Origin of the sequence: Paenibacillus gansuensis (assembly GCF_042684925.1) — a bacterium.
Lineage (GTDB): Bacteria > Bacillota > Bacilli > Paenibacillales > DY6 > Paenibacillus_N > Paenibacillus_N gansuensis.
Genome location: NZ_JBHUME010000008.1, coordinates 177,490 through 202,898, shown reverse-complemented (window position 1 = coordinate 202,898; position 25,409 = coordinate 177,490). Strand labels below are relative to the sequence as shown.

Below are 25,409 nucleotides of genomic sequence, written 5' to 3'. Positions count from 1 at the left end.
AGGAACAGCAATGTTGGAGCAGTATGACGGGTACGTAATTGATCTGGACGGGACCGTCTATCGGGGAAAGCAGATGATCGAAGGGGCGAATACGGCCCTGCACGGATTGAAAGATCAGGGAAAGCGCCTTGTGTTCCTAAGCAACCGGGGGAATATTTCCCGGCGCATGTGCCACGAGAAGCTGACCGGGATGGGACTGGATATCCGTCCCGAAGAAATTCTGCTCACCTCCACGGTGACGGGCATGTACCTCCGGGAACGCCATCCGGGCGAAGCCGTGTGGATCCTCGGTGAGCAGGGACTGGCGGAGGAGTTGGCGGCGCACGGCGTGCCGCTGGCTCCGAAGCCGGAAGAGGCGGCGTGGCTTGTCATCACGCTGCATGAGACGCTGACGTACGCCGAGTTGAACGAGGCATTTCGCGCGGTTAGGCACGGCGCCGGCATCATTGCCACGAACGGCGACCGGATGTTTCCCGGCGACGCCGGGGACTCGATTGATGTCGCCGGCATGATCGGCGCGATCGCGTACTCGACCGGCAAGGAGCCGGATGTCGTTATCGGCAAGCCGTCGCGCTTGATGGCCGAGGCGGCGCTTGCCGTGCTGGGGCTGCCGCCGGAGCGGTGCCTTGTCGTCGGCGACAGTCTGCCTTCGGACATCGGCCTCGGCAAGATGGCCGGGATGGGCACGGCGCTCGTGCTGACCGGCTCGAGCACGCGGGAGGATGCGGCTGCCAGCGAGTGGAAGCCGGATTATGTGCTGGAGTCGATTCAAGTTCTGTTATCGTTATAGCTGAGCACGGAGATTCGGCGTTCCCGATGACCGGCCGACAACAAGACGGAACCAACACTTTCAACTTATGTAGAACGGGAGCCGGCAAATGAGCGGAAACACGCCCTTTTTCCGACGCACAGCCGTATTATTGATCTGGCTTACAGTGTCGGTTTTTTTAATGTATTCGGTCTACGAAAACTTGATATCCAACCCCGAAGCGAAGGAGTTTCTCAGCCGCAAAACCGGACTGAAGCGGGAACTCCGCCTCCCGGTATGGCTTACCGTCATGCATGTGCATGTCATCGCGGCAGCTGCCGCGATGGCAGCGGGGACGGCAGCCCTTACCCTGCTGCGGGCCGACCGTTTCCGCAAGCTTCACCGCTGGAACGGCTATCTGTATGTGCTATCCACCGTTATCGTTAACCTGAGCTCCGGGTATATGGCTCCCTATGCGACAGGTGGAAAAATTAACAGCATTGCCTTCAATGCAATAAATATCATATGGTTTGTTTTCACGCTGCTGGCGGTGCTTGCGATCCGGCGGGGAAACGTCCGGGAACATGGGGACTGGATGCTGCGCAGCTACATGTTCTGTTACACGAACTTCATTATTCATGCCGTTCACCGGATTGCACATCAAGGCTTTGGACTAGATTATTATGTTTCCTATACGGCAGGCATCTATGGAAGTATAGCCGTAAACCTGCTGGCGGCCCAGTGGCTGATCCGTCTCAGGCGTAAAAGTCTGTAAGCGCACCTATCGTCCCGACGACTGTCTACACCGAGGCATGGCCCAGTGCCTGTTTCCTGAACTGGGTAGGGCTGAGGCCTGTTTTCTTTTTGAATAAACGGTTGAAAAATTTAATATCCTGGTACCCTGTCTGCAGTGCAATCTCCCTTACGGTGAGTACAGTGGAGGTTAACAGGTCCATACTTCGCTCAATCCTCGCATTCTGGACATATTCCAAAAAACTCATTCCTGCCGCTTTGCGGAACAAACGGGTAAACTGCCTATCCCCAACGTTCAAGGTGGAGGAAACCTCCGAAACGGAATACTGCAGATGACAGTCTCTGCGGATGGTCCACAACAGTTCCTCCAGCTGCGCAGATGCGGGCAGAGACCCAGGCTCACCGGCCCTGTTCCATCTCCGGTACATCCATACAAGAAGCTTTACAATATCCGCATACAACACCGGCATAAAGCCCGGACTCCTTAACGTATACTCCTGGAACATACTTCCAAAAAGCCGATGCGCTTCTTCCTGCCGGTCATGTACTTTCAGCCAGCGCTGTTCGGCACCTAACTGCTCATAGAGCCTTGCAATGGCCGGTTCCATGCCGTAGAAACGGGTAAGCTCAGCCAACACTTCCGAGGGGAACAGGCAGTTATATACGACCAGCGGACGGTCGTTCCTCGGCGAGACAGGCCGGAACACATGCGAGACGCCGATGGGAAGGAAGAACAGATCTCCCCGGCTGACCTGGACCGTATCATGTCCTATATAATGCATGCCGGCGCCTTCGCAAACATATGTGATTTCCACAAAATCATGAGCATGTTCATACATGCTGAAAGATTCCCGCACACGGTTAAGATAAACAGGTATGCCGGGCTCGAAGAAACCGTCGCCCGTTGATATTTCGATATGCCGTTTCATAGCTAAGCCTCATCCTTCCCGAACATGCTTACAAGTGTACCGGGTATATTTTTTTTATGCTTATTTTACCATAGGAACCGCTTTGATTTTCTATCTATATGAAGCAGAAACCCGTTTGAACTGTCCGGCAGGAAGGTATAAACAGAGTACAACCCCAAAAGGAGAGTGTATCTATGACTGAATCCGGCAAAAAGACAGACTCCCTGCCCCCGAAACAAGGGAAGCGCGACAATCCGGAGCAGCTGCCTTCGGACAAGCCGAGTTTGCACGACCTGTTTCAGAGCGAGCAGCATGTGGACCCGATTCCTTTAGAAGACTTGAAGCTGGAGCAGGAAGAGGAAAAAGACAAAGAAGGGACCAAACACCGTTCTTCCAGCGAGCGAAAATATCACACCGGCTTTGAGGACTAACCGCCCGATCCTTCTTCATGAAACCTTCATCTTTCCTTCATCATACCTTCATGCAGCGTTTTGGCATGGCTGGTATGATTTTTTTATAATAAAAAACCAAAACAAAAAGGCAAGGTGAAGGAACATGAACAACAACTATAAATCTATTATTATCGGCACAGGACCTGCCGGATTGACGGCAGCTATCTATCTGGCGCGGGCAAATATGAATCCGCTCATTATCGAGGGGCCTCAGCCTGGCGGACAGCTGACCACGACAACGGAGGTAGAGAACTTCCCCGGTTTCCCCGATGGAATCATGGGCACGGAACTGATGGATAATATGCGGAAACAAGCGGAACGGTTCGGTGCGGAATTCAAGACGGGCTGGGTGAATTCGATCGATCTGTCCGAGCGGCCGTTCAAGCTTTCCGTAGAAGGAATCGGAGAGCTGATTGCGGAATCCGTGATTATCTCGACCGGTGCTTCCGCGAAGTACCTTGGAATTGAGGGGGAGAAGGATAATGTCGGACGGGGCGTCAGCACCTGCGCCACTTGCGACGGTTTCTTCTTCCGCGGCAAAAAGATCATCGTCGTAGGAGGCGGGGACTCCGCTATGGAAGAAGCGAATTTCTTGACCCGCTTTGCTTCGGAAGTCCGCATCGTAAACCGCCGTACGGAGCTTCGTGCTTCCAAGGTCATGCAAGACCGTGCCCGCGGCAACGGCAAAATCTCCTGGAGCCTGGGATACACGCCGCTTGAAGTAATAGCAGGAGAGAAAGGTGTGACCGGTCTGAAAGTGCGCCGCAACGACACAGGCGAAGAAGAAGTGCTCGAAGCGGATGGGATCTTCATCGCCATCGGACATACGCCGAACACAGGTTTCCTTGGCGGGCAGGTCACTACGGATGATCACGGATATATCGTTGTGAATCCAGGCACTTCCCAAACGAATATCCCGGGCGTATTTGCCTGCGGCGATGTTCAGGACAATAAGTACCGCCAAGCTATTACGGCTGCCGGCAGCGGATGTATGGCCGCATTGGACTGCGAACGTTACCTTGAGGAAGTTGAAGCGGCTCATAGAGAGAGCGTCACTGTCTAAAACAAAAGAAGGAGAGATTCTCAATGTCCCAAGAACAAGTTATCGTTTATTCCAGCACGCACTGCCATTACTGCGGGCAGCTCAAACATTATTTGAAAGAAAATAATGTAGCGTTCGAAGAGCGCAATATCGACACTGACGAGAAATTTGCGGAAGAACTATGGAACACAGGCATGCGTTCGGTTCCCGTGACGGTGATCGGCGAGACGAAAATCCTTGGCTTCAACCAGACACAGCTGAACAAGGCGCTTGCTGCGCTGACATCCTGATATCATCGGTACATGGAGAGGAGAGCTATACGATATGAGTACAACTGAAAATACACTTTTACTAGAAAAAGGACAGACTCCGGCATCCGCCGCGAAAATCGGCCGTCCGGCACCTTCGTTTCGAATGCTGTCTACCCGTAACATGGAGACGCTGGAAGAAACGGTAGCCTTAGAGGATTACCGCGGCAGATGGCTCATTTTATTCTTCTGGCCGTTCGACTTTACGTTTGTCTGCCCGACGGAAATTATGGCATTCAGCGATGCATATGAGCAGTTCCGCGAACTGGACTGTGAAATCGTCGGAGCTTCTGTCGACAGCGTGCATACGCACCGTGCTTGGACCAAAGCGCCAAGAGACCAGGGGGGCATCGGTGAAATCAAGTATCCGATGGCATCCGATATTCATAAAGAAACGGCCGAAGCTTACGGCATTCTGGATGAAGAATCCGGAGCGGCTCACCGCGGGCTGTTCATCATTGACCCGGAAGGCATCCTTCGTTACCAAGTGGTGACCGATATGAACGTAGGCCGCAGCGTTGATGAGACTTTGCGTATCCTTCAAGCGCTTCAGGCCGGAGGCTTATGCCCTGCCAACTGGAGACCGGGACAGAAGACATTGTAAGCTGCTGTTCCAACATATCAAGCCCGTCCGAGCCTACGCAGGCAGGGCGGGCTTCGTATTGTTTGCGGCCTTCCCGATTGGGGTATGTACTTACATACCACTTTCAAGGAGGATGAACATCATGACACAACAAACCGGGGCTCAGGCAAGAAACCAGGAGGATCGTAAAAACAACTCCAAAGAACAAGAGGAAAAGTTGAAGAAGGGGCAGGATATTGAACCTCAGGCAGAAGAGTGGAAAACCCGACAATCCCAAAATCCCGAAAAAGACTGATTCTCGCATAACACCAAGGGGCTGCTCATAAAGGTAACTTTTTACCTTCATGGACAGCCCCTTTCCATTTGTCTGCGAAGATTCAATTTTAGAGACTTTTACGTTCCTTTTCCGCGCTATTCCCGGCGATCCGAAACTTGCTCAATTCGGCGAACAAACGCGCGGACAAGCTGTTGATTTCTTCTGCCTGTCCGGCAATACTGCGGATGGCTTCATCCTGCTGAATCGACGCGGAGTTGACTTCCTCTACTCCGGCCGCCGTTTCCTCAGCGATGGAAGCAACATATTGAACGGAAATAGTCAACTTGCCGTTCTTTTCCTTGGCTTCAGCGACCTGATGCCCGATCCGATCCATTTGCGACGATAACGTCTCTATGGAAGCATGTATGGATTGGAACGCAAGCATAGTTTCACTTACTTTCCCGGTCTGAGCTTGAAAGCGGTTCCTTGCTTCGGACATTTGGGACTGAAGGCCGCCAAGCTGTTCCAATAACGATCTGATAATGAGGGAAACCGCAGCGGAAGATTCCTTCGTCTGCCCGGACAGTTGTCGGACTTCTTCTGCGATGACTGCAAACCCGTTTCCGTGAACGCCCGCTCTTGCGGCTTCAATAGCTGCGTTTAAAGAAAGGATATTCGTCCTGTTGGAAATGTCCGTTATGGTATTTACGATTTGTTCAATACGTACGGAGGAAGCGCCGAGGGCTTCAAGCGATTGGAACACTTCGGCCAATACGGCGTCGGTTTGCTGTGCGGACCGCGTAAGCGAGCCCACCGCTTCCGATCCGCTGCGGGTAGTTTCATTCGCAGCTATGCTCATCTGCTTCATTTGATCCGTGTAACGTGTGATGAGGTCAATCTCCTGCTGCATGCCTACGATAAGTTCTGCGCTTTGTTCGGTATGGGAGGCCTGCTCGCCCGCGCCGCGCGAGATCTCATCGATAGCCCGGATAATCTCTTCATTAGCGGCAGCCGTAGTCGTAGAAAAGCTGCGGAAGCGGTCCGAAGCGGCAGATAAAGAAGAGGCGATGGCATGGGCGGCCCCCATCATTTTGTTGACCTGGCCAATCATATGATCGACATCCCGGCTTAATATCCCCAGCTCATCCTGCGAAGACGAATACAGCTTTACTGTAAAATCACCGGCGGCAACCTGTTTCACGGCATCCTGAAGTCTGCCGATCGGCCTGGTGAATGAAGCGATAAGCAACACGGCCACAGCTGTACAGACTATAAGAACGATAACCGAAGTTGTCGTGGTAGCTCCCACAGTGGAATCCAATAGTTGATCCGATTTGGCGACAGCCGCCGAGGCTGTTGCCGAGAAAGACCGGTAAAATTCATCGACGATCTGAAACATATACTCTCTGTGTGCCTTCGTCCGTTCGCCTGCGGCGTTCATTTCATCAATCACGGCCAGCGGATCCGAGCTTTCGTCTTTCAGCATGGCGACGGCCTTATCAAAATTAGCTATGAATTCTTGGGAGACCGTATTCAGTTTCGGTACAAGCTTCCTCTGTTTCGGGGTCGCCGCGCTGCCGGATAACTGCTGGACACTGCGTTGAAACGCCTCGGTGTTATCCCGGAAGTCCTGCTCCAAGTCCAGATTTTGTGTGGAAATTAGATTCGTTGAAATATTGAACAGCACCTGCAGGTTCTGTTTCAGCTCCAGAGCCTGTATCTTCTTGGCCGTTTCCCGGTTCTGCCCGGCCAGCTGCTGCTTGATCGCCCTGACCTCCTGAATCTGTAAATAGGAGGCGCCTGCCACAATGCCGACAATCAGAATAAAACTCCAGATCAGCCTCGCTTTAAATGAAGCAACTAAACCAACAACTCCTTGCATCCCTTTCTCCCCCAATAACCTTGCTATGTATTTTGTATGTTCTGACTGATTGCGAGTAGGACAAGTATAAGATGTACATATTAAATACAATCTTCAGATTTGTTAAAGTTAGGTAAATTTTTGTCGAATCATGTTTGTATTCTTACAGCGTAGTCCGGTAGTGTTGAGAAAAGTCCGACACGATTTTACATAGGCTTTACAAAACTTTTAAATAGCGAAAACAAACAAGCGGTAAGATTACAACTGTGTTACAAATTAAACAGAAAAATAGGAGTGATCAATTTGTTTACTAACGTTTTGCGTAAAGGATCCATCGTCCTGGCGTCAACAGTACTGGCGTTCACGCTTGCGGCTTGCGGTAACAACGGGGGAAGCAACACGGCTGGAGGCAATACGGCAGCAGGTGGAAATAATACGGGAACGGAACAAGCAGCTGATCTGAAAGGCGAAATCCGCATTGACGGTTCTTCTACTGTATTTCCGATTACACAAGCTGTAGCTGAGGAGTTCATGGCGGTAAACAACGGCGTGAATGTAACTGTCGGGGAAGGCGGAACTTCTACCGGTTTCAAAAAAATTATTAACGGTGAAATCGATATCGCCGATGCATCCCGCCACGTGAAAGACGAAGAGGTTGCTGATCTGAAAGCGAAAAACCAGGAAGTCGTTGAGATGCCGATCGCACTTGACGGAATCACGGTTGTTGTAAATAAAGAGAACACTTGGGCTAAAGAGATTACAGTAGACGAGCTTAAGAAAATTTGGCAAAAAGACAGCACGGTAAAGCTGTGGAGCGATGTTCGCGCTGACTGGCCTAAAGAACCGATCAAGCTGTACGGACCAGGTACTTCTTCCGGTACGTTCGAATATTTCACAGAAGAAATCAACGGGAAGAAGAACGAATCCCGCACAGATTACACTCCGTCTGAAGATGACAATGTCCTCGTCACAGGCGTAGCGGGCGATAAGAACGCAATGGGTTATTTCGGATTCGCTTACTACGAAGAGAACCAAGAGAAGCTTACAGCCGTGAGTATTAAAGCCGATGCAAATGCCCCGGCGGTTGCTCCTTCGGTGGACACGATCCGTGACGGCTCCTACAAGCCATTGTCCAGACCGATCTTCATCTACCCTTTGAAGAGCGCTTTGGCTAAACCGGAAATTGCGGCTTTCTTGAAATACTATAACAGCGAAGAAGGTCAAACTCTGGTTGAAGAAGTAGGATATATTAAGCTTCCTGCCGAAGACTATCAGAAGAACCTTGACCAGTTGAAATAAATGGAAGTAAAGTAAATGCAAGCGATGAACCGTGGCTATCCAGCTCGTGCAGGAGCAGGGGCCACGGTTATCGATTTGTAACCAATAAACATTGCAGTCAGGGGTGTCGTTTATGCCGCGTTCCAACTCCAAAGTCGATCTGAAAAAGAGAAAATCGTACTTTTCCATGGATTTCATTATGCCGATCGTTCTCGCTTTGTTCGCGGGGATTTCCGTTCTAACTACAATTGGGATCGTAGTGATCCTGCTGACGGAATCCGCAGGATTTTTCAGGCATGTTCCCATCTTGGACTTTTTGACAGGTACCGAGTGGACGCCGCTGTTCTCGGAGAAGAGCTTCGGGGTGCTGCCGCTGGTCACCGGAACACTGATGATTACGGTCATTGCAAGTATCGTAGCACTTCCTATCGGCTTAGGAAGCGCGATTTATTTGAGTGAATATGCCCCGAACCGGGTGCGTGCGATTGTAAAACCGATTCTTGAAGTTCTTGCAGGAATTCCAACGATCGTGTACGGATTTTTCGCTTTGACCTTTGTCACTCCGATTTTGCAGACGATTATTCCGCAAACGGAAATATTCAATGCGCTCAGTGCGGGAATTGTAGTGGGTATTATGATTATCCCTATGATTTCTTCTTTAAGTGAAGATGCTATGGCCTCCGTGCCTGCTTCGTTAAGAAACGGGGCTTACGCTCTAGGCTCCACCAAACTGGAAACATCCGTCAAAATCGTCGTCCCCGCCGCGTTCTCAGGGATTGTAGCCTCTTTCGTGCTGGGCTTGTCCAGGGCGGTAGGCGAAACCATGATCGTTACGCTGGCAGCAGGGCTTCAGCCGCGGATGTCGTTAAATCCGCTCGACAGTATCGAGACGCTTACCGCCTACATTGTATCCGTAGCTTCTGGTGACGTCAGGGCAGGATCGGTAGAATATCAGACCATCTACGCCGTAGGTTTGGTGCTGTTTGTCATCACATTGCTTATGAATATTCTAGCGGGGTATATCTCGAGAAAGTTCAGGGAGGTTTATTAATGGCACATTCCAAAGAGACGCGCCGGATTCAGCAGCGCAGAACAACGAACAAGATGGTTCATGTGCTGTTCTTCCTCTGTACACTGATCGGGATTATTGCTCTTGCTTTGCTGCTTTTTGACGTATTGCGTAAAGGGGCCGGTTATCTGGACTGGCAGTTTCTAACCAGCAACTCTTCCCGCTTTCCTGCGAAAGCAGGGATTAAGACAGCCCTGGTAGGGACCTTGTGGCTGATGCTGATCGTAACGCCGCTTACATTTATTATCGGGGTGTCGACGGCTATCTATTTGGAGGAGTACGCTAAAAACAACTGGTTCAGCCGGGTGGTCCAGATCAACATCTCCAATTTGGCCGGTGTCCCTTCGATCGTATACGGATTGCTGGGCTTAACTATTTTTGTGAGGTACTTCGACTTTGGGCGGAGCATTCTGGCCGGCGGGTTGACGATGACGCTTCTGGTGCTTCCTATCATTATCGTTGCGTCACAGGAAGCTATTAAAGCCGTCCCGATGAATTTGAGGCATGCATCCTACGCCCTTGGCGGAAACCGGTGGACGACGGTGGTGAGAGTCGTGCTGCCTTCCGCACTTCCCGGCATTTTAACGGGAGCGATCCTGTCTTTGTCCCGCGCGATCGGAGAGACCGCACCGCTGGTTATGATCGGGGCCGTTTCTTATATTGCATTTCTGCCGAACTCCATCTTCAGCCCGTTTACCGTGCTGCCGATCCAAATCTTCAGCTGGTCCAATCAGCCTAAGGAAGAGTTCCAGAATGTCGCGGCGGCCGGTATTATTTTGCTGCTGATTCTATTGCTTACTATGAACGCACTGGCTATTTTTCTTAGAAACAAATATCAAAGAAAGTAAGCTGTTATCTATTTTGTCTTATTCTAGGGGGACTTCGGGATGTCTATCGTTGAGATTCAAAATTTGAATTTGTATTATACGGAGTTTCATGCCCTGAAACAGGTTAACATGTCGATTCCGGAAAAGTCGATTACAGCGTTTATCGGGCCTTCCGGCTGCGGGAAATCGACCTTGCTTCGTACGTTGAACCGCATGAACGATATGATCAAAGGCGTACGGATCGACGGCAAAATCAACATCAATGGCACGAACATCTATGATCCTGACGTGAATGTAGAATTGCTTCGCAAGAACATTGGAATGGTGTTTCAACAGCCAAACCCTTTCCCAAAGTCCATCTATGATAATGTAGCCTACGGTCCGCGAATCCACGGAATTACCAACAAGTCCGAATTGGATGAGATTGTGGAGAAGAGCCTCCGTGGCTCCGCATTATGGGAGGAAGTAAAGGATTATTTGAAGAAATCCGCCTACGGCCTGTCCGGCGGGCAGCAGCAGCGGCTGTGCATTGCGCGGGCCCTTGCGGTGAATCCGGAAATTCTCCTGATGGATGAGCCAACTTCAGCGCTGGATCCGATCTCAACTCTGAAAATAGAAGAGTTAATCCAGGAACTGAAGAAAGATTACACCATTGTTATCGTTACGCACAATATGCAGCAGGCTGCCCGCGTTTCGGGCCAAACCGCCTTCTTCCTGAACGGGGAAGTCATCGAGTTTGCCGACACGGTGAAGCTGTTCTCCAATCCGGAGGATCAAAGAACGGAAGATTACATTACAGGCCGATTCGGTTAACCTTAGAAGGGGGGATTCCCGCCATGCCAACAAACAGGGAACAGTTTGACTTAAGGCTGAAAGAGCTTCGGCAGGAACTGATGAATATGGGGGAGGAAGTGGAGAAAGCTATTCTGGACTCCGTGAAATCCTTGAAGGATTCGGACCTGGACCTTGCCCGCCAAGTCATCGAGCATGATCATGACATTAACCAGTATGAAGAAAAGATTGAGCATATGGGTACGACGCTGATTGCTACACAGCAGCCGGTCGCTAAAGATTTAAGGCGGATCATTATTGCTTTCCGGATGGCAAGCGATTTGGAGCGGATGGCTGACCTTGCCGTGGATATCGCCAAAGTCACGCTGCGCATCGGCAACCAAAGCCTGATCAAGCCGCTGGTGGACATCCCGAGGATGGCGGAAATCGCCCAGCTGATGACTACGGACGCCATTACTTCCTATGTTGAGGAGGATGTCGATCTCGCTTACAAGATGGCTAAAATGGACGATGAGGTCGATCATTTGCACAGCCAAATCTTAAGAGAATTGTTCGTGTACATGTCTGATAAGCCAGGCGATATCAATCAGGTGATGCTTCTGTGCTTTGTCAGCCGGTACTTGGAACGGATGGCGGATCATGCGACGAATATCGGCGAGAATGTCGTTTATCTTGTCAAAGGAAAACGTCCTGACTTGAATGCATAAAAGACAGCGGGCTGTCCCGAAAGGTGGGTATCATCTCACACCTTTTAGGACAGCCCTTTTTTCTGGTTTTTCTAGAGGCCCAACAGGCGTGCCAGCGCCCCGGCCGACTCCGCCTCCGCAATGACAGCCTTCCCCCGCGTCAGCGGCTGGGAAGGCTTTTTGGCGCGGCGAACGTTGAGCCATACGGCGTCGATTCCGCACGCCGCCGCCCCCGCCGCGTCGCGGCGCCACGAGTCGCCGATGACGACGGCCTCGTGCGGCTCCACGCGCAGGCTCCGCAGCGCCTGCGCGAAAAATCGCCGCAGCGGCTTGCGCGCCCGCAGCGTCTCCGCGTCGAACCGCCGCTCCGGCGGGAACAGCGTCTCCAGCTGCAGCAGCTGGAGACGCTGCGCCGTTCGCGCGCGGGTGCCGTTGCTCACGCAGGCCAGCGTGTAGCGGCCGGCCAGGCGGGCCAGCACTTCCGGCATGCCGTCGTGCGGCAAAGCCGTTTCCGCGCGCAGCTTGCGGTAGCGCGCGGCCATGTGCTTGACGATGCCGTCCATGTTCGGCAGCGGAAGCTGCGCGGCCTGGACCGCGCCGAGGAGGGCCAGCTGAAGCCGCTGGCCCGGTTCTTCCCGGACGTGCTTGGCCCGGGCGTTCTGGAAGCCGGACCACAGCAGATCAAGCTGGGAGCCCTGCTCATCCAGCCACCGTCCGGTCCATTCCGAGAATACCTCCTTCAGGCAGGCACGCCCGGTCGCTTCCTCATCCTGCAAGGTGCCGTTCAGGTCGAACAGCAGCACTTTTTTGTCCTCTAATACAAATTTCCGGGGGAGTTCATGATTCTTGGGCATGGCAAAGCCTCCGTTCCTTTCGTTACTTGTCACTACTATGCTATGATGAAACTATATGTCAAATGTGAGGTGCGCTATGGAGAAATTAGTTTTAATCGACGGCAACAGCATTGCCTACCGCGCTTTCTTTGCTTTACCGCCTCTGAGCAATTCGAGCGGCTTGCATACGAACGCGGTGTACGGTTTTACGACGATGCTCCTGAGACTGATAGATGAACAAAAGCCTACCCATTTCCTCGTTGCTTTCGACGCGGGCAAAGTGACGTTCCGCCATGAGGGGTATCAGGAATACAAGGGCGGCCGTGAAAAAACACCTTCCGAATTGTCGGAACAATTCCCGGTTATCAAGGACTTGCTTCGTGCCTTCGGCATTTCCCAGTACCAGCTGGAAGGCTACGAGGCCGATGATATTATCGGAACAATGACACGGATCGCAGACGAGCAAAAGAAGCAGGTCGTCGTGGTCACCGGCGATAAAGATATGCTGCAGCTTGCCTCAGAGCAGGTTACCATTGCCTTGACCCGTAAAGGCATCAGCGAGGTAGAACTGTACGATCCGGCTTTCATTCAGGAGAAATACGGCTTGACGCCCGATCAGATTATTGATCTGAAAGGGTTGATGGGCGATACATCGGATAATATCCCGGGCATCCCCGGTGTAGGGGAAAAGACGGCGCTTAAGCTGCTGCATGAGTACGGCAGTGTAGAGCAGGTTTTGGAGCACGTGGAAGATATGAAAGGCAAGATGAAGGATAAGATCCGCGATCATGCCGAAGATGCACGAATGAGCAAGCGGCTGGCCACGATTCATCGGGAAGTGCCGATGGAAGCGGACTGGAATGCGATCCGTTACGAAGGTTACCAGCCCGAAACGTTGTCCGAAATGTTCCGGAAACTGGAATTTAAATCTTTGCTCGAAAGGCTGGATTTGCCGCAAAGCGCTCCTGTGAACGAGGTGGAGAAAGAAGAGCTGCAGATTCATGTCGTAGGGGAAGAAGGACTGGAGGAATTCCGTCCGCAGCTTGAACGTGTCACCTCTGTCCACGTGGAAGCGTATGGCGAGAATCCGCATACGGCGTCACTGATTGGGGCCGGATTCCATACAGGGGATGGACAAGCCTATTATATTTCGGCGGAGACACTGTTGTCCGGTAAGGCCCGGTTTCTCCAAGAGTGGTTTGCCGACGAAACCAGAGCGAAGACGATTTTTGATGCCCACTATGCGGAGGTAGTCCTTGCCTGGAAGGGGATCACACTCGCAGGAGTCGGCTTCGACACGCAACTGGCGGCTTATTTGCTGGATCCGACGGAGACGAACTACGAGATGAGCGAGCAGGCGCGGAAATACGGCCTGCCTGCCGTAGGTTCGGACGAGTCCGTCTATGGCAAAGGAGCAAAATATCGTCTGCCTGAGCTCGGATTGCTGGCAGAGCATATCGGGCGTAAAGCGGCAACGGCTCATAAGCTCGCCGAGATTCAGCGGCGCGAACTGGAAAAGAACGAGATGAACCGCCTTTTCTATGACCTGGAGCTGCCTTTATCCAAACTGCTGGCCGATATGGAGCTGAAAGGGATCCGTGTGGACGTGGAGGGTTTGAAGAAATACGGGGAAGAGCTCTCGGCGAATATAGAAAGTCTGCAGAACCGGATTTATGAACTGGCCGGCGGCCCGTTTAATATCAATTCCCCCCGCCAGATGGGCGAAATTCTGTTCGAAAAGCTGGATTTGCCGGTCATCAAGAAAACAAAAACCGGCTATTCCACGGATGCGGAAGTACTGGAAAAGCTGGAGCCTTACCATGAAATCGTACGCCAGATCCTGTTATACCGCACCCTCGCAAAGCTGCAGTCTACTTACGTCGAAGGGCTGCTCAAAGAGGTGCGCCCGGAAACAGGAAAAATCCATACGTACTACCGGCAGACGATTGCAGCAACCGGCCGGTTAAGCTCGCAGTTCCCGAATTTGCAGAACATTCCGATCCGGCTGGAAGAAGGCCGTAAAATCCGTAAAGTGTTCACGCCTTCGGAAGAAGGATGGCTCATTCTGGCGGCGGACTATTCACAGATTGAACTAAGGGTATTGGCGCACATTTCCCAGGATAAGAACCTGATGGAAGCTTTTACGGAGAATATGGATATTCATACAAAAACGGCGATGGACGTCTTCGGCGTTTCGGAATCCGAAGTGGATGCGAATATGCGGCGCTCGGCCAAAGCCGTTAACTTCGGAATTGTTTACGGTATCAGCGAATACGGGTTATCCCAGAACTTGAATATCACCCGGAAGGATGCCGGTAAATTTATTGAGCAATACTTCGAGGTGTTCCAGGGCGTCCGCAGGTATATGGACGAGATCGTTAAGCAAGCGCGGAACGACGGATATGTAAAAACACTGCTGGAACGCCGCCGCTACTTGCCCGAAATTAAAGCGTCCAACTTCAATATCCGCTCTTTTGCCGAGCGTACGGCTATGAATACCCCTATACAGGGAACGGCTGCAGACATTATCAAGCTTGCTATGGTACGGGTTGCGGAGCGTCTTCGTCAAGAGAAGCTGCGCAGCCGGATGCTTCTTCAAGTTCATGATGAACTGGTGTTTGAAGTGCCTGAGGAGGAGCTTGAGCTGATGAAGAAGCTGGTGCCGGAGGAAATGGAAAAAGCGCTGGAGTTGAATGTACCGCTTAAAGCCGATGTAAGTTATGGGCAAAATTGGCAGGAAGCCAAATAAACGCTGAAAATCCAAGCCATGATAAAATCATTGTGAAATAGAGGAGGGATGCCGCTATGCCGGAATTGCCGGAGGTCGAAACCGTGCGCCGAACGTTGAATCAATTGGTGAAAGGCAAAACAATCGAAAGCGTAACCGTCCATCTGCCGCGCATTCTGCAGCGTCCTGCCGAAGCGGAATTATTCGATGCGATCCTGCAGGGCCAAACCATCCGGAATGTAGAGCGCAGGGGCAAGTTTCTGCGGATTGTCCTGGATTCGACTGTGCTCGTATCGCATTTGAGAATGGAAGGGCGCTATGGAGTGTATCCGGCAGGGGAACCGCTGGAAAAGCATACCCATGTCGTGTTTCATTTTACGGACGGCACTGAGCTGCGGTACAAAGATGTGCGCCAGTTCGGTACTATGCATCTGTTTACGCCCGGCGAGGAGTTTCTGCTGCCGCCTCTGCACAAGCTGGGACTCGAGCCGTTGGGGGAAGAATTTACTTACGAAGCTTTCGCGGCAAAGCTACGCGGGCGAACGACCAAGATTAAGCCATTCCTGCTGAATCAGGAGCATATCGTGGGCATTGGCAACATCTATGTGGATGAGGCGCTGCATCTGGCCGGAATTCATCCTGAGAGGGAAGCAGGCTCTTTGAAGAAGGCGGAAACAGAACGGTTATACCAGGCTATTATCACCACGCTGAGCGAGGCTGTGGAAGCCGGAGGTTCCTCCATTAAATCGTATGTGAACGGCCAAGGCGAGATGGGCATGTTTCAGCATCAGCTGAAAGTGTACGGCCGGAAATCGGAAGCCTGTTACCAGTGCGGCAGCGTCATCGAGAAAACGGTTGTCGGCGGACGGGGAACTCACTACTGCGCACAATGCCAGCCATTGAAACACAAGCGCGCGCGAAAGGACTAAACGGCAGCAGGCGGGTTTCTTCCCGGACTTGCACTTAGGCAAACACACACCCATACACTAGGTAGGCAAAGGGTTACCGTCGAAAGAAGGAGGACTCCCATGTTACCGCCTATTGTATCGCTGCTGCTGCTTGCCTTTGCCGTAAGTTTGGACGGATTCGGCGTAGGCGTTATGTACGGATTGCGCAAAATCCGTATCCCGCTGCTTTCAATCGCTATTATAGCAATGTGTTCCGGCCTGATTATTTTCGGTTCTATGCAGATCGGAGCGGTACTGCTCCGTTTCATTTCTCCGGTCATTGCCCGGGACATCGGAGCTCTCATCCTGATCGGTATGGGCATCTGGTCGCTGCTTCAAATGTACTTTCAGAAGAGCGATGAGCCTTCCGCAGCGGCGTCTTCCGAAGAGACACCGCCCGCGCAAAAGGAAGATCTCTCGAAACAGACCGTGCTGTACATTGAGTTGAAACGAATGGGAATCATTATTCAGATATTGAGAAAGCCTTCTGCAGCCGACTTGGACCGTTCCGGCAATATCTCGGCATCGGAAGCGATGCTCCTTGGTATTGCCTTATCGCTGGATGCGTTCGGTGCGGGTATCGGCGCTGCGTTAATAGGGTATAATCCTATGTTGACAGCGTCTCTAATCGCCTTGGCAAGCGGGGCATTTATTTATTTGGGATTGCGGGTCGGATTTATTTTTGCGGGTCGTCCCTGGATCAGGCGCATTTCTTTCCTGCCTGGATGCATATTAATGATCATGGGCTTAGTTAAAATGATGTAAGGAGCTGCTGTCAACTTATGAATATAGGTCTTACCGGCGGCATTGCCACAGGAAAAAGCACGGTGACTGCGCTCCTTGCGGAGCGCGGCGCCTTTGTAATTGATGCAGATGTAATTGCAAGAGAAGTAGTGCTGCCCGGCAGCCCGGTACTGGAGAAGGTAGCGGAGCGGTTCGGGCCTGGCATTCTGCAGCCTGACGGCTCGCTGCACCGCAAGAAATTAGGGGAGATCATCTTTGCCGACAGTCAGGCACGCAAAGATTTGGACGGGCTGCTGCACCCCCCGATCCGGGCTTTAATGCGTTCCAGAATGGAAGAGAGGGAGCGTACTCATCCGGAGCAGCTGGTTGTCGTAGATGTACCTTTGTTATATGAATCCGGTTTACAGGGAATGTTCGAGGAAGTACTTGTTGTTTACGTTCCCCGGCACATCCAGAAGGACAGGCTTATGAAACGGGACAAGTTAAGTTCCGAGCAGGCTGAGAACCGGTTAAACTCCCAAATGGATATTGAAGAAAAGCGGCTAAAAGCCGATATATGGATAGACAACAGCGGAAATCTGGAGCAGACGGCGGAACAAGTGAGCCGATTCTGGTCTGAGAAGGGTTTGGTATAATTTTATGCGTTCTGGAACAGCCGTATGGACGGCGGGGATTGGAGCTGCGGCTGTAGTTCTGCTGGCCGCATTGTGGATACTGTTCGTTGGGACAAGCTGGCTGGACCGGTGGGTCTATCCGATCCACTATAAGGAGGATATTCTAGTCAGTTCCCGGAATTATAAGGTGGATCCCTATCTCATAGCCGCGATCATCCGGGTTGAGAGCAACTACAAGACCGATACACAGTCCGCTAAAGGCGCAGTAGGCATTATGCAGATTATGCCCGATACCGCCAAATGGATTATCGAGCGTGCTGACTACTCCAAATATACGATGACTCAGCTGGGAAACAGGGCTGATGTGAACATCGAAGTTGGAGCATGGTATATCCGCTCATTGTACGATCAATTCGATAACAATAAGATTGCTGTCATCGCAGCCTATAATGCCGGACCCGGAAACGTCAAGAAATGGCTGTCCCAAAACCGGTGGGACGGAACCTACGAAACCTTGGACCTGATCCCGTTCGGCGAAACGAGACACTATGTACAGCGCGTCGTTTATTATTATAATAAGTATAAGAAAATTTATTCGGGCACTCCTTCTTAAACACGAAATGGAGAAGCCGGAACCCGCTTTCGCGGCGTTCCGGCTCCTTATGAAGTTGAAGGGATATATTATTTAAATTGTCCGGCTAGTTGTTGTTGAGCGATTTCTACCAGACGACGGGTAATATGACCCCCGATGGCGCCTGTATCGCGAGTAGCCATGTTACCGTAGTAACCGTCTTGCGGCACTTGAATGCCCAGCTCTTGAGCAATCTCCAGTTTCAATTGATCCAATGCCTGGTTCGCTTGAGGAACTACCAGTGTATTATTGCTTCTTGATCCTGATCCCATTGTATTCACCTCCTTCTCCTTTAGTAGTACTATTATGTTCGGATAGCCATACTTCAAATCAGGGAACGGTTGGGAATGCGAAGCTACAATTGAGGGGAGCCTACACCCATAATGAAATGTCCGTATTGCGATAATTCCGGTACCAAAGTGCTCGATTCAAGACCGGCAAATGAGAATAAGTCCATCCGGCGCCGCAGAGAATGCGAGAAATGCCAACGCCGGTTCACAACGTTTGAGACGATAGAAGAGACGCCGCTGATTGTCATTAAGAAAGACGGAAGCCGCGAAGAGTTCTCCAGGGATAAAATGCTGCGCGGCCTGATACGTGCCTGTGAGAAAAGGCCTGTATCAGTGGAGCGGCTGGAAGTCATCGCATCGGAAGTGGAGAAAGAATTGAGGAATACGGCCCATGCCGAAGTGGACAGCCGCGAAATCGGAGAGCTGGTGATGGCCCAGTTGTATCCTGTAGATGAAGTAGCTTATGTCCGTTTTGCCTCCGTCTATCGGCAGTTTAAAGATATTGACATGTTTATGAAAGAACTGAACAATCTTCTCGGGAAGAACCTCACTGATCCCGGGAAACCTTAACTTTACCCCGCGCGTTTTTGCTTCCGCAAAGATGTCCGCTGGTTTTTTTTCACATAAGAAAGTTATAAGTTTTGGGACCGAAAACAGGCTTTCTGATTGGTGAATAAACCTACATTTCAACGCGGTCGCTCAGCTTCGAAAACACTCGATAGAGGTTTATTTCATTTTTAGGCCGTGCAGGCGGTAAAATAAGGACATCCTTCTCAAGCGGCGCTAACCGGTAATGAATATGATGATAACGTGAGGCTTTGTCTCCGCAAAATGTCATCCGGTCATGGAGGTGTAATGAATGGCAGCCAGACAGCAGGAGTTTATAGATACTGTGGCACCCATAGCGGTAAAGCTTCGCTTGGAGGGCTCTCCCATATTCCCTTCCGTGAGAATAGCTCAAGCGCTCCTCGAAACGGGCGCGACTCTTCACAGCTGGAACAACCTCGTCGGTTATAAGGCCGGCCGGGGGAAACCCACTCCTTATTGGGATGGGAGCACCATATCCACAAAGACCTGGGAAGTATATAACGGCATTAGACATGATAACGTGACTGCTAACTTTCGGGTTTACAACACAATAGAAGACGGATTCAGGGATCAGGATTTATTGTTTCAAATTCCGCGGTATGAGGGTGTCCGTGCGGCAGAAACGCCGGTAGCTCAAACACAGGCGTTATATGCGGCGGGGTATGCTACCGATCCTAATTATCCGGCGAAACTGCAAAATTTGATAGCGATATACGGGTTGACCCAATATGACGAGGAGGTGGATCGCGTGTTGGAGGAACTTAAAGCAACAATCGAAGCACTGTCGGCTAGGATAGAGAAGCTGGAGGCCTCTGAAACGGTACCTGAGGTTCCGGTATGGGCGAAGCCGTCTGTCGCCAAGGCGCTGAAAACGAAACTTATCAGCTCGGAAGAAGGAAGCCTGACGTTTTACCGTCTGTTAACCGTACTTGACCGCAAAGGACTGTTGTAATTCAACGAAACGATCTTCTCTCCGAGAGAAAGATCGTTTCTTTTTTTGCAAAAGTTATTTTGACTATAAACAGCCATTCGCACCTATTCCTTGATTGTAGTTACGTTCTGCTTTCAGGGCCGGCGAACTGCCTGATTTGCTATGTTACAATAAAGCCAATTCGGTAAGTGACAATATACATTACGGAATAAGGAAAGGGGAACTTATGAAACTTACGTTTCGCTGGTATGGAGAAAGCGATCCGGTTACTTTGGACCGCATAAGACAGATTCCCGGTGTTAAGGGAATTGTAAGCGCTATATATGATGTGGTGCCCGGGGAAGTATGGCCATTGGAGAAAATTCAGGACCTGCAGGAGCGGATTCGTTCGTATGGGCTTGAGCTGGCTGTAATTGAAAGCGTCCCTGTGCATGAAGATATCAAATTGGGTAAGCCAGAAAGAGACCGCTACATAGAAAATTACTGCAAAACCATTACCCACTTGGGAGAAGCGGGCATTCCGGTGTTGTGCTATAACTTTATGCCGGTGTTTGACTGGACCCGGACCGATCTGGCATTTGAACTGCCTGACGGGTCCAATACCCTGATCTATGAAGAAGCGGTGATGCAGCAGATGAACCCGCTGACCGGGGATTTGAGCCTGCCGGGGTGGGATCAGAGTTACACCCGTGATGAGATGAAACAGCTGATCGAAGCCTATCGGGATGTGACAGAGCAGCGGCTTTGGGAGCATCTGCAGTACTTTTTGGAACGGATTGTACCCGCTGCGGAGGCTGCCGGCGTGAAATTGGCGATCCATCCGGATGACCCGCCTTGGCCTATATTCGGGCTGCCGCGGATTATTACCGGGGAACAAGCTTATGAAAGGTTTTTGAGATTAGTGGACAGCCCTGCGAACGGAATCACCTTTTGTTCGGGTTCGTTGGGAGCCGATCCTGATAACGACTTGGCGCGTATTATCCGGAAGGTCGGCGGAGAGGGCCGGATCCATTTTGCTCACACCCGCAACATCAAACATACCGGTTTCCGCTCTTTTCAAGAGAGTTCCCACTTATCCTCGGACGGTTCACTCGATATGGCGGAAGTGATGCGGGCATTGGCTGATATCGGCTTCGACGGGCCGCTTCGTCCCGATCATGGGCGGATGATTTGGGGGGAGCAGGGACGTCCCGGATATGGTCTTTTTGACCGTGCGCTGGGGGCTGTCTACTTGAACGGTTTGTGGCAAGGAATTCAAGCGGATCGCGCTGCCGCAGAACAGGGTTCACAAGTTAAGGAGGGTGCCGAATGCTGACTGATACCAATGTAAGATCGGCTCAACTCGTGATCAACGAGCCGTCGGGAACGCCGTTGAGGAAATGGGAGGACGTAGAGCGGACCGTGTCACTGGCCGCCAAAGAACTGCCGGTTACCGATATGCACACGCATCTGTTTTCAGCCGATTTCAAGGAGCAGCTGCTCTGGGGTGTAGATGAACTATTAATTTATCACTATTTGACGGCGGAGTATTTCCGCTACTCGGAACTTTCCTATGACGATTTCTGGAAGTACTCTAAACAGCAGCAGGCGGAACTCATCTGGCAGGAGCTGTTTGTGAAACGGTCGCCTGTAAGTGAAGCGGCTTCCGGAGTTCTGACCGCTTTCCGCCGGCTTGGGCTCGATACAAGTTCCCGCGACATCAACATCTACCGTGAAGCTTGGAAGAACAGAACGGCTTCGGAGCAGATCGATAAGGTGCTGGCTGCGGCTCGGGTAAAAGAAGTTGTCATGACGAACGATCCGCTCGACCGGAGCGAACGGGAAGTTTGGCTTCATCAGGGGAACACCGATACCCGGTTTCTAGGGGCTTTGCGGATTGACGCGCTGCTTTTGAACTGGACGGTTGCATCTGCGGAATTAGCTGCGATGGGCTACCAGGTTGAAGGGGAATGGAATGACGGTGTCAGCGGGGAAGTACGCAGATTTCTGAAGGAATGGAGCGCGAAGGTCGGAGCTTTATATATCGCGGCGTCTCTGCCGGGTGACGTCCGGTTCGGTGGCAGGGATCATTTGACGGCGATGCTGGAGGAAGCTGTTATTCCGGTTTGTTTGGAGCTGGGCTTGCCTCTCGGGCTGATGATCGGCGTGCGGCGCCAAGTGAATCCTTCTCTGAAGCTGGCGGGGGACATGAGTATGAAAGCGGACCTGCAGCTGCTCGAAGCCGTTGCTGTCTCGCATCCCGATTTACAGCTGCTCATTACTGTACTTGCACGGGAAAATCAGCATGAGCTGACTGTGCTTTCCCGGAAGTTCAGGAACATTACGCTATTCGGCTGCTGGTGGTTTTTGCATACGGAATCCATGATTCAAGAGCTGACCCGTTTCCGGACGGAGCTTCTTGGGTTCAGCTACATTCCGCAGCATTCCGACTGCCGCGTACTGGAGCAGCTAATTAACAAATGGGAGCATTCCCGTACGGTCATCAGCGAAGTGCTGGTATCGAAATATAAACGAGTGTACGAAAGCGGCTGGCTTCTTTCCGAGGAGGACATTGTCCGGGACTTGAACGAATGGTTCGGCGGGCGTTTCGCCGTCGTAAGACAGAACGCTGCTAAGACGAAAGTGAGGTGAATGTGAATGAAGACACCCCCTATGTTTGACTTGACCGGAAAAACCGCGGTCATCATCGGCGCAGGCAGCACCTTGGGCAGTTCCATGGCGAAAGCGCTGCAGCAGCACGGAGCGGGACTGGCGCTTGTCGCCAGGAATACGGAAAAGGCGGCTGAAACCTGTACAGATCTGCTTCAAGAGGGGAACTGCCGCCTATTTCAGGCAGACACCACCGATAAGGCGCAGCTGGAAACAGCCCTGCAGCAAATTGCGCAATGGTCGCCGTCGGTGGACATCCTGTTGAACTGCGCCGGAGTAAACAGTGCGACCCCTTTCTTCGACTTAGAGATGGAAGAATGGGACCGCATCATGGATGTAAACTTGAAGGGAACAGTGCTCGCCTGCCAAGTTTTCGGGAAATATATGGCGGAATCGGGAAGAGGCGGAAGCATCATTAACATCTCTTCCGTATCCTCGCAGCCACCGTTATCCAGAGTATTCACGTATTCCGCCTCGAAAGCGGGTGTAAACAGCGTGACCCAGTTTCTCGCTAGAGAACTGGCTCCGCAAGGTGTCCGGGTCAACGCTATTATTCCCGGCTTTATTCCGGCGGAGCAGAACCGGGCGATTCTTTCCAAAGAGCGGGTGGAGTCGATCATGAACCACACGCCGATGAAGCGTTTCGGAACACCGGAAGAAATGCAGGGAACCGTGGTCTGGCTTGCTTCGGAAGCCGCATCAAGCTTCGTCACAGGAGCGCTCATACGCGTGGATGGCGGCTTTGGGGCTATGACGATTTGATATGAATAAAGAAACCGGCACTTCTTCACAAGGTGCCGGTTTTTTGCTGTCTGATCCCTGGGACAGAAAGCGGCTGCATTGGAAACTCCGCGAGATCCGTGGTTTTTCCATATGAGTTTTCATAAAAATTTTTATAGCAGTTTGCCTATTTCATTATTTGTTTATAGTGTTGAACGGGTGTAAGATAAATCACGTCTTAACCGACCACATGTGAAAGCGGATGAACCTGTCATCCCTCAGAAATATTTCAGCGCGCTGATGCATGAACCCCAAATGGCAAGGTGACATTAGGTTTTGGAGATTATATTTCATTATGTAAAACTCAGGAGGAATTCACCATGACAAAACGTATAGTAATGGTTGTTACTACAGCTGATAAAATGAACGACGATAAAGGTACCGGCCTATGGCTGTCCGAGTTTGGCGAAGCCTATTTGGAATTTATGAAAAAGGGCTATGAAGTAACGGTAGCAAGCCCATTGGGCGGACAGGCTCCAATTGACGACCGCAGCTTGGAAGGCGCATCCCAAGAGATGTTGGATACGGCAAAAGAGCTGAAGAATACGATCAGATTGGATCAAGTGGAAAACATCGACTCGTATGATGCCATTTTCCTGCCGGGCGGACATGGCACCATGTTCGATTTGCCGGACAATGCTAAGCTGCAAGCCATGATCCGAAGCGTGTACGAATCGGGCAAAATCGTTGCTGCCGTATGCCACGGCCCAGCAGGCCTGGTTGGCGTTACACTATCCGACGGATCCGCATTGGTAGCCGGCAAAACTGTAGCGGCCTTTACCGACGACGAAGAGCGAGAAACGAAGTTGGATCAATATATGCCGTTCTTGCTGGAAACCCGGTTGCGGGAACTGGGAGCCAACGTAGTTACTGCACCGAACTGGACGGACAACGTGCAAGTGGACGGAAATCTGGTTACCGGACAAAATCCTCAATCGACCGAAAGCGTTGCGAAAGAAGTCATTAGACTATTAGGCTGAAGGCTTGAGGTAACAGGGAATGCAACAACTTGAAGATTACAACAAGGAGTGAGTTTAATGTCAGCTATCACCATGATGGTCATCCTGAGAGCGAAAAACGGAAAAGAACCAGCTTACCGCCAATCGATCGAGCCTCTTCTGGAGACTCGGGAAGTACACCGTCTGCGCAAACTGGATTTATAACTTATGATCGATTTTGAATGGTACCGGAGCTTTATCAGCATTTATAAGCATCGTTCCGTTTCAGCGGCAGCCCAGGCCCGCATCATGACTCAGCCTGCCATGAGCCAGCATTTGGCTGCTTTGGAGGCGGAAGTGGGGGAACGGTTGTTTATTCGAGCACCGCGCAAAATGATACCAACGGACAAAGGCAAAGATCTCTACACCAGGATTGTGCCGTTGATCGAAAGCCTGGAGAGTGCATCTTTGGAAATTCGGCATGCCTCACCGGAAGGAGCAGCTCCTGTAGTACGTATCGGTTCGCCGGTGGAGTATTTCACATTTGCGGCTGCCCCGAGGCTGAGCGGGATGGAGCTTCGATTTATCGTTCGCTTCGGGATCGCCGAATTTCTGCTGGAAGAGCTCCAAAAGGATGAGCTTGATGTCATCATTACCACGCAGAGTCCGCAGATCTCCGGGATTGAATATACGAGGCTAGAAACCGAACGGTTCGTGGTTACGGCGCCGCCGGGGTGTGAGGTAGATGTGGACGGGCTAAGCGGGATAGAAGGATGGCTGACCTCACGTGATTGGTTAAGTTACGGACTGGAGCTGCCCATTATCCGGCGATTTTGGCGTGAGCACTTCGGCAAGCGGCCGGAGCTGCAAGCAACCCATGTCATTCCTGACTTAAGGGGAATTTTGGCGGGCGTGGAGCATGGAATGGGAATCAGTATTTTGCCTTCCTATCTTATTGAAGACTCTGTCCGCAACCAAAGATGCCAAGTAGTGTTTCCGGAACTCTATGTGGAAAACACCATCTACGCAGCGTACAAATTGGAGAAGAGAGAAAGCCCCGTGTTAGCAAAACTGCTTGAGTCATTGCAATACACCAATATGGGGTTAAGCAGCCTTATGTTTTGATCATTTAGATGGTGCCTAGTAGCAATGAAGATAAAATGGTCCCCAGGT

General features: G+C 51.4%; 29 protein-coding genes. 25 read left to right on the top strand and 4 right to left on the bottom strand.

The annotated features are described in order from the left end of the window. Positions 1-10 precede the first annotated feature (10 nt). A complete protein-coding gene (locus ACFSUF_RS13115) occupies positions 11-790 on the top strand; it encodes an HAD-IIA family hydrolase (protein ID WP_377603362.1) in 780 nt (259 codons plus the stop codon). 88 nt (positions 791-878) lie between these two features. Beyond that, positions 879-1,523 (top strand): DUF2306 domain-containing protein, encoded by a 645-nt coding sequence (locus tag ACFSUF_RS13110; protein WP_377603361.1) that lies wholly within the window; start codon positions 879-881, stop codon positions 1,521-1,523. 25 nt (positions 1,524-1,548) lie between these two features. Here ACFSUF_RS13110 and ACFSUF_RS13105 read toward each other — a convergent pair whose 3' ends face one another. Beyond that, on the bottom strand, positions 1,549-2,430 hold the full coding sequence (locus ACFSUF_RS13105; RefSeq protein ID WP_377603360.1) for an AraC family transcriptional regulator: 882 nt from the start codon (positions 2,428-2,430) through the stop codon (positions 1,549-1,551). Between the two features lie 173 nt (positions 2,431-2,603). Here ACFSUF_RS13105 and ACFSUF_RS13100 point away from each other — a divergent pair, with 173 nt between their 5' ends. The 5 genes from ACFSUF_RS13100 (at position 2,604) to ACFSUF_RS13080 (ending at position 5,089) form a co-directional block, all read left to right on the top strand. Next, on the top strand, positions 2,604-2,840 hold the full coding sequence (locus tag ACFSUF_RS13100) for a hypothetical protein (RefSeq protein WP_377603359.1): 237 nt from the start codon (positions 2,604-2,606) through the stop codon (positions 2,838-2,840). Positions 2,841-2,964: 124 nt separating this feature from the next. Continuing rightward, positions 2,965-3,924, top strand: coding sequence for a thioredoxin-disulfide reductase (trxB, locus tag ACFSUF_RS13095; RefSeq protein WP_377603358.1), 960 nt, complete (start codon positions 2,965-2,967; stop codon positions 3,922-3,924). A 23-nt stretch (positions 3,925-3,947) separates the two neighbouring features. Further along, positions 3,948-4,193 (top strand): glutaredoxin family protein, encoded by a 246-nt coding sequence (locus ACFSUF_RS13090; protein ID WP_377603357.1) that lies wholly within the window; start codon positions 3,948-3,950, stop codon positions 4,191-4,193. Between the two features lie 34 nt (positions 4,194-4,227). Continuing rightward, positions 4,228-4,815, top strand: coding sequence for a peroxiredoxin (locus tag ACFSUF_RS13085; RefSeq protein ID WP_377603356.1), 588 nt, complete (start codon positions 4,228-4,230; stop codon positions 4,813-4,815). Positions 4,816-4,936: 121 nt separating this feature from the next. After that, a complete protein-coding gene (locus ACFSUF_RS13080) occupies positions 4,937-5,089 on the top strand; it encodes a hypothetical protein (RefSeq protein WP_377603355.1) in 153 nt (50 codons plus the stop codon). A gap of 88 nt (positions 5,090-5,177) precedes the next feature. Here ACFSUF_RS13080 and ACFSUF_RS13075 read toward each other — a convergent pair whose 3' ends face one another. Continuing rightward, on the bottom strand, positions 5,178-6,932 hold the full coding sequence (locus tag ACFSUF_RS13075; protein WP_377603354.1) for a methyl-accepting chemotaxis protein: 1,755 nt from the start codon (positions 6,930-6,932) through the stop codon (positions 5,178-5,180). Between the two features lie 282 nt (positions 6,933-7,214). On the opposite strand from ACFSUF_RS13075, the gene ACFSUF_RS13070 reads away from it, so the two are divergent. The 5 genes from ACFSUF_RS13070 to phoU all read left to right on the top strand — a co-directional run bounded on the left by ACFSUF_RS13070 (position 7,215) and on the right by phoU (position 11,584). Beyond that, complete coding sequence (locus ACFSUF_RS13070) at positions 7,215-8,210, top strand: PstS family phosphate ABC transporter substrate-binding protein (RefSeq protein ID WP_377603353.1); 996 nt, start codon at positions 7,215-7,217, stop codon at positions 8,208-8,210. Between the two features lie 112 nt (positions 8,211-8,322). Then, the gene (pstC, locus tag ACFSUF_RS13065; protein ID WP_377603352.1) at positions 8,323-9,240 is read left to right on the top strand and encodes a phosphate ABC transporter permease subunit PstC; all 918 of its coding nucleotides are present in this window, start codon (positions 8,323-8,325) and stop codon (positions 9,238-9,240) included. Beyond that, positions 9,240-10,106, top strand: a complete 867-nt coding sequence (pstA, locus tag ACFSUF_RS13060; RefSeq protein WP_377603351.1) for a phosphate ABC transporter permease PstA — start codon at positions 9,240-9,242, stop codon at positions 10,104-10,106. The genes pstC and pstA overlap by 1 nt, the downstream gene beginning before the upstream one ends. Before the next feature lie 39 nt (positions 10,107-10,145). Then, entirely contained in the window at positions 10,146-10,898 is a 753-nt protein-coding gene (pstB, locus tag ACFSUF_RS13055; protein WP_377603350.1) for a phosphate ABC transporter ATP-binding protein PstB, read from the top strand. A gap of 23 nt (positions 10,899-10,921) precedes the next feature. Then, positions 10,922-11,584, top strand: coding sequence for a phosphate signaling complex protein PhoU (phoU, locus tag ACFSUF_RS13050; protein WP_377603349.1), 663 nt, complete (start codon positions 10,922-10,924; stop codon positions 11,582-11,584). 71 nt (positions 11,585-11,655) lie between these two features. Here the strand turns inward: phoU and ACFSUF_RS13045 are convergent, their stop codons facing one another. After that, complete coding sequence (locus ACFSUF_RS13045; RefSeq protein ID WP_377603348.1) at positions 11,656-12,417, bottom strand: HAD family hydrolase; 762 nt, start codon at positions 12,415-12,417, stop codon at positions 11,656-11,658. A gap of 76 nt (positions 12,418-12,493) precedes the next feature. Here ACFSUF_RS13045 and polA point away from each other — a divergent pair, with 76 nt between their 5' ends. From polA to ACFSUF_RS13020, 5 genes are all read left to right on the top strand, one after another. Further along, on the top strand, positions 12,494-15,145 hold the full coding sequence (gene polA / locus ACFSUF_RS13040) for a DNA polymerase I (RefSeq protein WP_377603347.1): 2,652 nt from the start codon (positions 12,494-12,496) through the stop codon (positions 15,143-15,145). Between the two features lie 56 nt (positions 15,146-15,201). Then, positions 15,202-16,053, top strand: a complete 852-nt coding sequence (gene mutM, locus ACFSUF_RS13035) for a DNA-formamidopyrimidine glycosylase (RefSeq protein ID WP_377603346.1) — start codon at positions 15,202-15,204, stop codon at positions 16,051-16,053. 99 nt (positions 16,054-16,152) lie between these two features. Continuing rightward, positions 16,153-16,836, top strand: a complete 684-nt coding sequence (ytaF, locus tag ACFSUF_RS13030; protein ID WP_377603345.1) for a sporulation membrane protein YtaF — start codon at positions 16,153-16,155, stop codon at positions 16,834-16,836. 17 nt (positions 16,837-16,853) lie between these two features. Beyond that, on the top strand, positions 16,854-17,450 hold the full coding sequence (gene coaE, locus ACFSUF_RS13025; RefSeq protein ID WP_377603344.1) for a dephospho-CoA kinase: 597 nt from the start codon (positions 16,854-16,856) through the stop codon (positions 17,448-17,450). A 4-nt stretch (positions 17,451-17,454) separates the two neighbouring features. After that, on the top strand, positions 17,455-18,042 hold the full coding sequence (locus ACFSUF_RS13020) for a lytic transglycosylase domain-containing protein (protein WP_377603343.1): 588 nt from the start codon (positions 17,455-17,457) through the stop codon (positions 18,040-18,042). Positions 18,043-18,110: 68 nt separating this feature from the next. Here the strand turns inward: ACFSUF_RS13020 and ACFSUF_RS13015 are convergent, their stop codons facing one another. Continuing rightward, positions 18,111-18,332 (bottom strand): small, acid-soluble spore protein, alpha/beta type, encoded by a 222-nt coding sequence (locus tag ACFSUF_RS13015; RefSeq protein ID WP_377603342.1) that lies wholly within the window; start codon positions 18,330-18,332, stop codon positions 18,111-18,113. A 111-nt stretch (positions 18,333-18,443) separates the two neighbouring features. Here ACFSUF_RS13015 and nrdR point away from each other — a divergent pair, with 111 nt between their 5' ends. The 8 genes from nrdR (at position 18,444) to ACFSUF_RS12975 (ending at position 25,361) form a co-directional block, all read left to right on the top strand. Beyond that, positions 18,444-18,920, top strand: a complete 477-nt coding sequence (nrdR, locus tag ACFSUF_RS13010) for a transcriptional regulator NrdR (RefSeq protein WP_377603341.1) — start codon at positions 18,444-18,446, stop codon at positions 18,918-18,920. Between the two features lie 289 nt (positions 18,921-19,209). Continuing rightward, positions 19,210-19,890, top strand: coding sequence for a glycoside hydrolase family 73 protein (locus tag ACFSUF_RS13005; RefSeq protein ID WP_377603340.1), 681 nt, complete (start codon positions 19,210-19,212; stop codon positions 19,888-19,890). Positions 19,891-20,095: 205 nt separating this feature from the next. Further along, on the top strand, positions 20,096-21,184 hold the full coding sequence (gene uxuA / locus ACFSUF_RS13000; protein ID WP_377603339.1) for a mannonate dehydratase: 1,089 nt from the start codon (positions 20,096-20,098) through the stop codon (positions 21,182-21,184). Continuing rightward, entirely contained in the window at positions 21,178-22,500 is a 1,323-nt protein-coding gene (locus ACFSUF_RS12995; protein WP_377603338.1) for a glucuronate isomerase, read from the top strand. The genes uxuA and ACFSUF_RS12995 overlap by 7 nt, the downstream gene beginning before the upstream one ends. A gap of 6 nt (positions 22,501-22,506) precedes the next feature. Next, entirely contained in the window at positions 22,507-23,280 is a 774-nt protein-coding gene (locus ACFSUF_RS12990; RefSeq protein WP_377603337.1) for an SDR family oxidoreductase, read from the top strand. Positions 23,281-23,618: 338 nt separating this feature from the next. Next, positions 23,619-24,278 carry a type 1 glutamine amidotransferase domain-containing protein gene (locus ACFSUF_RS12985; protein ID WP_377603336.1) on the top strand — a complete coding sequence of 220 codons (660 nt, stop codon included), beginning with the start codon at positions 23,619-23,621 and terminating at the stop codon, positions 24,276-24,278. A 57-nt stretch (positions 24,279-24,335) separates the two neighbouring features. Then, positions 24,336-24,461, top strand: a complete 126-nt coding sequence (locus ACFSUF_RS12980) for a hypothetical protein (RefSeq protein ID WP_377603335.1) — start codon at positions 24,336-24,338, stop codon at positions 24,459-24,461. Between the two features lie 3 nt (positions 24,462-24,464). Beyond that, entirely contained in the window at positions 24,465-25,361 is an 897-nt protein-coding gene (locus tag ACFSUF_RS12975; RefSeq protein WP_377603334.1) for a LysR family transcriptional regulator, read from the top strand. The last annotated feature ends 48 nt before the right edge of the window (positions 25,362-25,409 follow it).

Bases quoted from the DNA above. Each gene is read 5' to 3' on its own strand.
- ACFSUF_RS13115 (WP_377603362.1), top strand. From the start codon at position 11: ATGTTGGAGCAGTATGACGGGTACGTAATTGATCTGGACGGGACCGTC.
- ACFSUF_RS13110 (WP_377603361.1), top strand. From the start codon at position 879: ATGAGCGGAAACACGCCCTTTTTCCGACGCACAGCCGTATTATTGATC.
- ACFSUF_RS13105 (WP_377603360.1), bottom strand. From the start codon at position 2,430: ATGAAACGGCATATCGAAATATCAACGGGCGACGGTTTCTTCGAGCCC.
- ACFSUF_RS13100 (WP_377603359.1), top strand. From the start codon at position 2,604: ATGACTGAATCCGGCAAAAAGACAGACTCCCTGCCCCCGAAACAAGGG.
- trxB (WP_377603358.1), top strand. From the start codon at position 2,965: ATGAACAACAACTATAAATCTATTATTATCGGCACAGGACCTGCCGGA.
- ACFSUF_RS13090 (WP_377603357.1), top strand. From the start codon at position 3,948: ATGTCCCAAGAACAAGTTATCGTTTATTCCAGCACGCACTGCCATTAC.
- ACFSUF_RS13085 (WP_377603356.1), top strand. From the start codon at position 4,228: ATGAGTACAACTGAAAATACACTTTTACTAGAAAAAGGACAGACTCCG.
- ACFSUF_RS13080 (WP_377603355.1), top strand. From the start codon at position 4,937: ATGACACAACAAACCGGGGCTCAGGCAAGAAACCAGGAGGATCGTAAA.
- ACFSUF_RS13075 (WP_377603354.1), bottom strand. From the start codon at position 6,932: ATGCAAGGAGTTGTTGGTTTAGTTGCTTCATTTAAAGCGAGGCTGATC.
- pstC (WP_377603352.1), top strand. From the start codon at position 8,323: ATGCCGCGTTCCAACTCCAAAGTCGATCTGAAAAAGAGAAAATCGTAC.
- pstA (WP_377603351.1), top strand. From the start codon at position 9,240: ATGGCACATTCCAAAGAGACGCGCCGGATTCAGCAGCGCAGAACAACG.
- pstB (WP_377603350.1), top strand. From the start codon at position 10,146: ATGTCTATCGTTGAGATTCAAAATTTGAATTTGTATTATACGGAGTTT.
- phoU (WP_377603349.1), top strand. From the start codon at position 10,922: ATGCCAACAAACAGGGAACAGTTTGACTTAAGGCTGAAAGAGCTTCGG.
- ACFSUF_RS13045 (WP_377603348.1), bottom strand. From the start codon at position 12,417: ATGCCCAAGAATCATGAACTCCCCCGGAAATTTGTATTAGAGGACAAA.
- polA (WP_377603347.1), top strand. From the start codon at position 12,494: ATGGAGAAATTAGTTTTAATCGACGGCAACAGCATTGCCTACCGCGCT.
- mutM (WP_377603346.1), top strand. From the start codon at position 15,202: ATGCCGGAATTGCCGGAGGTCGAAACCGTGCGCCGAACGTTGAATCAA.
- ytaF (WP_377603345.1), top strand. From the start codon at position 16,153: ATGTTACCGCCTATTGTATCGCTGCTGCTGCTTGCCTTTGCCGTAAGT.
- coaE (WP_377603344.1), top strand. From the start codon at position 16,854: ATGAATATAGGTCTTACCGGCGGCATTGCCACAGGAAAAAGCACGGTG.
- ACFSUF_RS13020 (WP_377603343.1), top strand. From the start codon at position 17,455: ATGCGTTCTGGAACAGCCGTATGGACGGCGGGGATTGGAGCTGCGGCT.
- ACFSUF_RS13015 (WP_377603342.1), bottom strand. From the start codon at position 18,332: ATGGGATCAGGATCAAGAAGCAATAATACACTGGTAGTTCCTCAAGCG.
- nrdR (WP_377603341.1), top strand. From the start codon at position 18,444: ATGAAATGTCCGTATTGCGATAATTCCGGTACCAAAGTGCTCGATTCA.
- ACFSUF_RS13005 (WP_377603340.1), top strand. From the start codon at position 19,210: ATGGCAGCCAGACAGCAGGAGTTTATAGATACTGTGGCACCCATAGCG.
- uxuA (WP_377603339.1), top strand. From the start codon at position 20,096: ATGAAACTTACGTTTCGCTGGTATGGAGAAAGCGATCCGGTTACTTTG.
- ACFSUF_RS12995 (WP_377603338.1), top strand. From the start codon at position 21,178: ATGCTGACTGATACCAATGTAAGATCGGCTCAACTCGTGATCAACGAG.
- ACFSUF_RS12990 (WP_377603337.1), top strand. From the start codon at position 22,507: ATGAAGACACCCCCTATGTTTGACTTGACCGGAAAAACCGCGGTCATC.
- ACFSUF_RS12985 (WP_377603336.1), top strand. From the start codon at position 23,619: ATGACAAAACGTATAGTAATGGTTGTTACTACAGCTGATAAAATGAAC.
- ACFSUF_RS12980 (WP_377603335.1), top strand. From the start codon at position 24,336: ATGTCAGCTATCACCATGATGGTCATCCTGAGAGCGAAAAACGGAAAA.
- ACFSUF_RS12975 (WP_377603334.1), top strand. From the start codon at position 24,465: ATGATCGATTTTGAATGGTACCGGAGCTTTATCAGCATTTATAAGCAT.